Annotated in this window: 7 protein-coding genes; 6 read left to right on the top strand and 1 reads right to left on the bottom strand. The window is 39.2% G+C overall.

Annotated features, from left to right (window positions below):
* Positions 1–132: 132 nt before the first annotated feature.
* From FJR37_RS25030 to FJR37_RS25015, 4 genes are all read left to right on the top strand, one after another.
* Complete coding sequence (locus FJR37_RS25030; protein ID WP_168467414.1) at positions 133–630, top strand: hypothetical protein; 498 nt, start codon at positions 133–135, stop codon at positions 628–630.
* A 1-nt stretch (position 631) separates the two neighbouring features.
* On the top strand, positions 632–1,972 hold the full coding sequence (locus FJR37_RS27915; protein ID WP_168467413.1) for an SUMF1/EgtB/PvdO family nonheme iron enzyme: 1,341 nt from the start codon (positions 632–634) through the stop codon (positions 1,970–1,972).
* Between the two features lie 416 nt (positions 1,973–2,388).
* Positions 2,389–3,363: an arsenosugar biosynthesis radical SAM (seleno)protein ArsS gene (arsS, locus tag FJR37_RS25020; RefSeq protein ID WP_174763478.1), complete on the top strand. Its 975-nt coding sequence runs from the start codon at positions 2,389–2,391 to the stop codon at positions 3,361–3,363.
* A 575-nt stretch (positions 3,364–3,938) separates the two neighbouring features.
* Positions 3,939–4,658 carry a class I SAM-dependent methyltransferase gene (locus FJR37_RS25015; RefSeq protein ID WP_168467412.1) on the top strand — a complete coding sequence of 240 codons (720 nt, stop codon included), beginning with the start codon at positions 3,939–3,941 and terminating at the stop codon, positions 4,656–4,658.
* A 299-nt stretch (positions 4,659–4,957) separates the two neighbouring features.
* Here the strand turns inward: FJR37_RS25015 and mnmA are convergent, their stop codons facing one another.
* A complete protein-coding gene (gene mnmA, locus FJR37_RS25010) occupies positions 4,958–6,010 on the bottom strand; it encodes a tRNA 2-thiouridine(34) synthase MnmA (RefSeq protein ID WP_039200971.1) in 1,053 nt (350 codons plus the stop codon).
* A 211-nt stretch (positions 6,011–6,221) separates the two neighbouring features.
* On the opposite strand from mnmA, the gene psbP reads away from it, so the two are divergent.
* Both psbP and FJR37_RS25000 read left to right on the top strand, forming a co-directional pair.
* Complete coding sequence (gene psbP / locus FJR37_RS25005) at positions 6,222–6,767, top strand: photosystem II reaction center PsbP (RefSeq protein ID WP_168467415.1); 546 nt, start codon at positions 6,222–6,224, stop codon at positions 6,765–6,767.
* A 68-nt stretch (positions 6,768–6,835) separates the two neighbouring features.
* Entirely contained in the window at positions 6,836–7,429 is a 594-nt protein-coding gene (locus tag FJR37_RS25000) for a nucleoside triphosphate pyrophosphatase (protein WP_168467411.1), read from the top strand.
* Positions 7,430–7,572: the final 143 nt, after the last annotated feature.

The raw sequence follows: 7,572 nt of genomic DNA, 5'->3' as shown, positions 1-7,572 counted from the left end.
TCTAAATAAATGCGTGTAACTCGCTCAAACAGCAAGATTTCCCCAAATTGTAAATTCTCTTGCTTTTATTTCTAAGTTCAGTATGGTTTAATTTAGATGGAATAAATAATTAATTTTATTAAAATGGCTTTTATGCCTAAACAAGATCCCGCAAAGTTAAAAAAAGTATCTATTAGTCTTCCCTTTGGTATTGGTGCTGCGGAATGGGAAGCCGACACAACAGAACGGAAAGCGGCTTGGTCGTTGTATGTGGAACTGGTGACACGGGTTGCTGTGCAGTCCTTAGAAGTTGACCAGGGGTTAGTGCGGGAAGCGTTGAATTCTTTGTATAGTTTATTCGGAACTACCCGCGAAGTTCTCAAAGCGGCTGGACCTGATGTGGGTGCTGCTAAGAACTCAGTTGGGGGTATTGCTATTGCGGTGTTGAATAATGGGTTACGACCATTTTTAGCTAAATGGCATCCTATTTTACAAGCTTGGGAAGCAAGACGACCTATGGGGGTAAGTGTGAAGGAACACGAGGTAAGTTGGTCTGAGGAAGGAAAGTTGCGAAGCGAGTTGGTTGCTTTGCGAGGTGATTTAGAAGAGTATGCGAAGGCTTTGGCGATTATTGCTGGTGTGGAGGAGTAAAATGGAAAAATTTGATGTTTTTCTTTGCCACAATAGTCAAGATAAGCCTGCGGTCATAGAAATCGCTAATCAATTAAGAGCAAATAACATTAACCCTTGGTTAGATAAATGGCATTTACGCCCTGGTTTTTCTTGGCAAGATTTATTAGAAGATCAGATAAACGAAATTAGAACAGCAGCCGTTTTTGTAGGGAATTCAGGACTTGGACCGTGGCAAAATGAAGAAATTAAAGCATTTATACGAGCCTTTGTCAATAGAAAATGTCCTGTTATTCCCGTATTATTACCAAATGCACCTCAAAAACCACAACTACCACGACTTCTTGAAGGTTTAATGTGGGTAGATTTTCGTCAACATGACCCTGAACCTTTAGGACAATTGATTTGGGGGATTACTGGAATAAAGCCAGATTTACCACCATTAATACCTAACAAACCACCAGGAGAAGAAAAAAATAAATCTCCTTATCAGTTAAAAATTTTCCAATTTCAAACTGCTCAGATCAGTTTAACAAGCGCACTACTCGGTTTTGTAAAAAAACCGGAAATTAACCGTATTCCCAAAAACGCAGAATATTTTACACAAAACCTGCCAGATGGTGTAACTTTGGAAATGGTGGCTATTCCCGGAGGGACTTTTATCATGGGTTCTCCAGAAAATGAGGAAGGCCGAACTTCGGATGAAAGTCCACAACATCAAGTTACTGTTCCCCCCTTTTTCATGGGTAAATATCCAGTTACGCAAAAACAATGGCGGGCTGTAGCTGCACTAGGAAAGGTTAACATTGATTTAAAATCTGATCCATCTTATTTTAAAGGTGATAATCTGCCTGTTGAGTATGTATCATGGAATGATGCTCGAGAATTTTGTGACAGACTTTCCCGCATGGCAAATAAAACCTATCGTTTGCCTAGCGAAGCTGAGTGGGAATATGCTTGTCGTGGAGGAACTACTACCCCGTTTTATTGTGGGGAAACAATTTCTACAGATTTAGCTAATTATAATGGTAACTGCACTTATGGGCAGGGACAAAAAGGACAATTTCGAGAAAAAACCACAGAGGTAGGAATTTTTCCCGCCAACCCTTTTGGTTTATATGATATGTGTGGGAATGTGTGGGAATGGTGTGAGGATGGGTGGCATGAAAACTATATAAACGTGCCTACCGATGGCAGTGCTTGGACAAGTCTAAGCAGTCAACGTAAACTGCTGCGCGGTGGTTCGTGGTACTACCTTCCTGAGGATTGCCGTTCTGCTTCTCGCTTCAGCGACTATCTCGACCACTACACCTACGGTATTGGTTTTCGGGTTGTATGTAGTGGTGCGGCGAGGACTTGTTAGCACTCTGCACTTTTGCTCTTTTGCGCTCTTATTCTTTTCACTTTCCTAGCGTAACGGAGTGGAGCGATCAAAAATATTTTACTTAGATTTCGGGAATGATTGATGGGTTGTCTCTCTATGATATAGGAAACTTTCGATTTAGTCAAGTGGTATGTTCCAATTATCAATAGTCTGCCACTTCCCCCTGTCTCTTAGAGGGTGTTTGAAAAGTATTATATCAAACCCGTAATCTCCAAAAACCTAACCCCCCTACCCCCCTTCCCTGCAAGGGAATGGGGGTTTTAAAGCCTCTCCCCTTGCAGGGGAGAGGTTTGGAGAGGGGTCAGTCTATATATTCAAAACTTTTCAAACATCCTCTTAGGTTGAATGACTTTTAAAATATCCTCTTTATAGAAATTCGTGCTAGAGATGCTTCTATGATTACACCTTTTTTTCAACAGCTAAATTCACCTTTAACAAAAAAGCAAATTAACGTTTTACAAATTAATTTAGGAAAGCGTTGTAATTTAGCTTGTAACCATTGCCATGTAGAAGCTAGTCCCAAAAGAACAGAGGAACTGACACCGGAAATTTGTCAACAGTTAATTACCTTAATTGAGAAGTTTCCAGAAATCAAAATTGTTGATTTAACTGGTGGCGCTCCAGAAATGAATTATGGTTTTAAGCCATTGGTAGAAGCTGCTAGAAAATCAGGTAAACAAGTAATTGTGAGATCAAATTTGACAATCTATTTTGTGGAGGGATTTGAGGATTTACCAGATTTCTTTGCTCAAAATCAAGTTAGGATTGTGGCTTCTCTTCCCTGTTATTTAGCAGACAATGTTGATAAGATGCGGGGAAATGGTGTTTTTGAACAATCAATTAAGGCTTTGCAATGGTTGAATAAAATTGGTTATGGTCAAAACCCAAATTTAGTTTTAGATTTGGTGTACAATCCTCCATTACCAAATAGTGAAAATTTTTCTTTAACTCCCGAACAAGAAAATTTAGAAAAGGCTTATAAAACCTTTCTGTTGGAAAAGTTTGATATTCGATTTAATCATCTTTTTACAATTACTAATATACCTGTGGGGAGAACAAAGTTGCATTTGGAACGAAAACAGCTTTATTCTAGTTATTTACATTTTTTAGAATCTCACTTTAATTCCAAAACAATTGATGGTTTAATGTGTCGTGAACAACTTTCTATTAATTATTTGGGGAATATTTATGATTGTGATTTTAACCAAATGATGAATTTACCTGCAAAAACTAGCAATGGTGAAAAATTGACGGTAAGTAAATTATTAGAAATTGGTAGTTTAGATATAATTCAAGAAGTCCAAACTGCTGAATATTGCTATGGTTGTACTGCGGGGTGTGGTTCTAGTTGTGGTGGTGCTATAGTATAAGGTGAGAAATATTAAGAATATATATATGTCATCAAAGAATTACTTTGTAAAGAAATTTGCGGTAGTTGAACTTCTAATTTTTAGATGAAGTATGATGAAGTGAGTTAAGTCTCCTCACACCACATTTTTTATTAAAGCCGTGAATTTATTTTTTCACGGTTTTTATTTTTTTATGGACAAAAAAATAATTATGACTTACGCATTGATAAAATTTTTAATAGGTGGTTTTGTTTGTGCTGGGGAACAGCTAATTAACAACCCAATGAAACTACAGCGATTTCCAATCATATAAGGTACATCTTAGCCCCCTCATCGCTTGCGGGGAGGGGGTTGGGGGTGGGGTTCTTGTTCCGGGTTTGATGACAATTTGCTGTAAGAGGTTGTTTGAAAACTTTTTCGTGTGGTATCTGACACCCGCAGATCCCTCTAAATCCCCCTTGAAAAGGGGGACTTTGAGGAATTTAGCCCCCTTTTGTAAGGGGGGTTGGGGGGATCTCGATTAATTCTGATACTTTTCAAACATCCTCTTATACTGCTATTATTTTCAATATATTGTCAGTTATGAGAATGCTTCCATGAATACTCTGAAAACTCAATCAGATAATTACTTTAAGAAGAATTGGGAAACATATCAAAAAGTCTTAGCCAATAATTACATGGAACACCGAGAAATTTATGGTGTTTTGCATAAATTATTAACTGATTACTTGCCAACACCATTTTCCTTACTTGAACTTGGATGCGGTGATGCTAGTTCATCAGTTCAAGCTTTATTAAATACTACCGTTGCCTCCTATACCGGAATTGACTTATCTGCGGCTGCTTTGGAAATTGCCCAAGGCAACATGGCACAAATTAACTGTGAACAAACTTTTATTGAAGACGACATATCGAAAGTTGTTGAGGAACTAGCTGAAAACCGAAAGCAAAGCTTTGATATAGTTACGACTTCCTTTGTTTTACATCATCTAAGTTTGGCACAAAAAGATAAAGTTATTGAGCAAGTATTCCATCTTTTGAAACCCAAGGGTGTATTTGTTTTGATTGACATAGTTTGTAAAGAAGGGGAAGACCGAGAAAAATTTGTTAATCGCTACTTAGAAAATATGCGTCAAAACTGGACTGCACTCTCGTCTCAAGATATGTCCATGATTGAAAATCATATATCTACTTATGATTTGCCCGAAACTCAAACTACTTTGTACCAAATTGCACAAAAGCACAATTTTGTTCGTTTTGAATGCTTATACAAAGATACTCCTGAATCTGCACAATTTTTATGCCTATACAAGTGATTTTACACTCTCAGGGGTAAAGATACGGATCGAAACTATCATGACTTTGACACTCTTACTGGCTTTAGCCACTGAGATTCTTGGTTCAACGAGTCCACTTAGGGACTTCCAAATAAAAAAATACTCAACCACCTAACGCAAAAATCTCTCAAACCCTTATTCCTCTGTGTCCTCTGCGCCTCTGTGGTTCGTTAATCAGGATAATTTATTTCTTGGAAGTCCCTTAATTTAGACCCCTTGCGGTATTTAAGCCAGAGGTGGTTCTCTCCCCAGAAAGACAGGGCGCAGGCCCTGCGCCCCTACGATTGTTCGATGATTCCGCCACCTAATACCGTATCTTCGTCGTACCAAACCGCTGCTTGTCCAGGGGTGATGCTGAATTGTGGTTCATCAAATACTAACCGGACGCGGGAATCTGGTAGGGGAATTACTGTGACGGGTACGGGTTGGGAACGATAACGGATTTGAACTTCGGCGCGAATGGGGGCAACGGGTTCAGCTATGGAAACCCAATTTACTCGATTTATTGTACATTCTGACTGAGATCCTTTGGTGCGATCGCCTACAACTACTTTGTTATTAGCTGCATCTAATTCAATTACATACAAGGGTTCGGCTGCGGCGATGCCTAAGCCTTTTCGCTGACCAATGGTGTAATGATGAACACCATCATGTTGTCCCAAAACTTTACCAGTGGTATCCACAATATCACCAGGTCGAGGAGCTAAATATTTATCTAAAAATGCCCGCATAGAGCCATTGCTTTCTACTAAGCATAGATCTTGACTTTCTGGTTTATCGGCGGTTTTTAAGTTGTATTCAGTAGCAATTCTGCGAGTATCAGTTTTATTCAGTTCACCCAGGGGAAAAATTGTTGCCCCTAATAAGTCTTGGGATAAGTCATAGAGGAAATAAGATTGATCTTTGTTGCGGTCTACGGCTCGTAATAGTTGGTAACGGTTAGTGGTGTCATCGTAGCGGATTTGGGCATAATGACCTGTGGCGATTTTAGCCGATGCCAATTTTTCCCTTGCATATTCCACCATTGGCCCGAATTTTACAGTTTTATTGCATTGGGAACAAGGCAACGGTGTAATCCCTACACTGTAACCTGTGACTAAAAAATCAATAATTTCTGTTTGAAAGACATCCCGAATATCAACAATTTCATGGGGTATACCCAATTGTTCACAAATATTAGCCGCGTCGATCATTCCTTCAGAGCAACATTGCCCTTTGCCTTTCATCAGCCAAAGAGTTAAACCAATTACATCATAGCCCTGATTATGCAGCATAGCGGCGGCTACGGAACTATCAACGCCACCGGAAAGACCAACGACAACTTTTTTCATACTTTTAGATGTGCTTGCGGCTGATTTTGACAACAAAGAGGTTTTTTATTTGACCACAAGGTGCGAGACTGTCCAATTATAGCACACATACTTATCAAGTCTGAAGAAGATGGCAAAAGGAAAGTCTCCAGATTGTCCAGATTAGTGAGAAAATAAGAACTTGCAATTATCTTTACCTTGTATTCTTGACGGACAAAAGGAATTGGAAAAAATGTGGCGAAGAATTACGTTGATCTTATTATTGGTGTTGAGCTTCAGCTTGAGTAGTGTTGGTGTGGCTAATGCGGCTGGACTAAATCGGTTTGTAGATAGTGCTGACGGTTATCAGTTTGATTATCCTAATGGTTGGTTACAAGTTAAAGTTGGTGATGGGCCTGATGTGGTGTTTCATGATTTAATTGAAGTATCAGAGAATGTGTCTGTGGTAATTAGTCCGGTTGCTTCTGGGAAAACTTTGGCGGAATTGGGAACGCCAACGGAAGTTGGTTATAAATTAGGAAAGGCGGCTCTTGCTCCTGTAGGTTCTGATCGAACTGCTGAGTTGATCAATGCGGCTGAAAGGGAAGTAAATGGAAAAATTTACTACTTTCTAGAATATGCAGTTAAATTTCCGAATGGACAGGAAAGACATAATATTTCTAGTGTGGCTATCAGTCGTGGTAAGCTGTTTACGTTTAATGCTTCTGTTCCTGAGAGACGTTGGAAGAAGCTGCAACGAATGATTGATGAAGTTGTGAGTTCTTTCGCTGTTTATTAATAATTAAAAATGGTGGTAATTGACAATTAATAATTATCAATTACCAAAAGTTACTTATACAGAAATCTATGAAAATTCCGCAATTTGTGCTTGCTTCTGCCTCCCCTGCCCGTCGTCGGTTATTGCAAACTGTGGGAATTGAACCGATGATTTGTCCGAGTGATTTTGATGAGTCACAAATACAACTAACTGAACCTGGGGAATTGGTGAAAACGCTGGCTAAGTGTAAAGCGGAAACTGTGGTTTCTCAATTTCCAGCGGCTTTGGTGATGGGTTGTGATTCAGTTTTGGCTATGGGTGGGGGGATTTACGGTAAACCAGGGGATGCTGAGGAAGCGATCGCTCGCTGGCAATTGATGCAAGGTAATTTTGGTGACTTGTACACTGGTCATGTTTTGATTGATACTACTAAAAATCAAACTGTGGTTAAATATCAAGTTACTAGGGTGTATTTTGCGAAAATGAGCGATCGCGCTATTCTTGCCTATGTAGCTACAGGTGAACCTCTTCAATGCGCTGGAGCATTTGCTTTAGAAGGTTTTGGGAGTTTATTTGTGGAGAAAATCGAGGGTTGTCACAGTAATGTCATTGGTTTGAGTTTACCTTTATTGCGGCAGATGATCGGGGAATTGGGATATGAAGTTACAGATTTTTGGGGATAGTTAAGTAATTATTATTCCCAATTTTTAATGGATAAAATGTTAAAAAATAGGGACTCCGCAAGGCAGAAGTCAAAAGCAATATTGATCAAGATTTTTGGCAATTAAAAATGGTTGGTTTATTCACGCCGTGCTGCACTACTATC

The sequence above is a fragment of the Aphanizomenon sp. UHCC 0183 genome, assembly GCF_009712065.1.
In the GTDB taxonomy this organism is placed as follows: Bacteria; Cyanobacteriota; Cyanobacteriia; order Cyanobacteriales; family Nostocaceae; genus Dolichospermum; species Dolichospermum heterosporum.
This window is presented reverse-complemented; position numbering and strand designations above follow the sequence as displayed.

What these genes read in the sequence shown, in the direction of transcription:
- FJR37_RS25015 (WP_168467412.1), top strand. Translation starts at nt 3,939, where the DNA reads ATGAATACTCTGAAAACTCAATCAGATAATTACTTTAAGAAGAATTGG.
- arsS (WP_174763478.1), top strand. Translation starts at nt 2,389, where the DNA reads ATGATTACACCTTTTTTTCAACAGCTAAATTCACCTTTAACAAAAAAG.
- mnmA (WP_039200971.1), bottom strand. Translation starts at nt 6,010, where the DNA reads ATGAAAAAAGTTGTCGTTGGTCTTTCCGGTGGCGTTGATAGTTCCGTA.
- psbP (WP_168467415.1), top strand. Translation starts at nt 6,222, where the DNA reads ATGTGGCGAAGAATTACGTTGATCTTATTATTGGTGTTGAGCTTCAGC.
- FJR37_RS25000 (WP_168467411.1), top strand. Translation starts at nt 6,836, where the DNA reads ATGAAAATTCCGCAATTTGTGCTTGCTTCTGCCTCCCCTGCCCGTCGT.
- FJR37_RS25030 (WP_168467414.1), top strand. Translation starts at nt 133, where the DNA reads ATGCCTAAACAAGATCCCGCAAAGTTAAAAAAAGTATCTATTAGTCTT.
- FJR37_RS27915 (WP_168467413.1), top strand. Translation starts at nt 632, where the DNA reads ATGGAAAAATTTGATGTTTTTCTTTGCCACAATAGTCAAGATAAGCCT.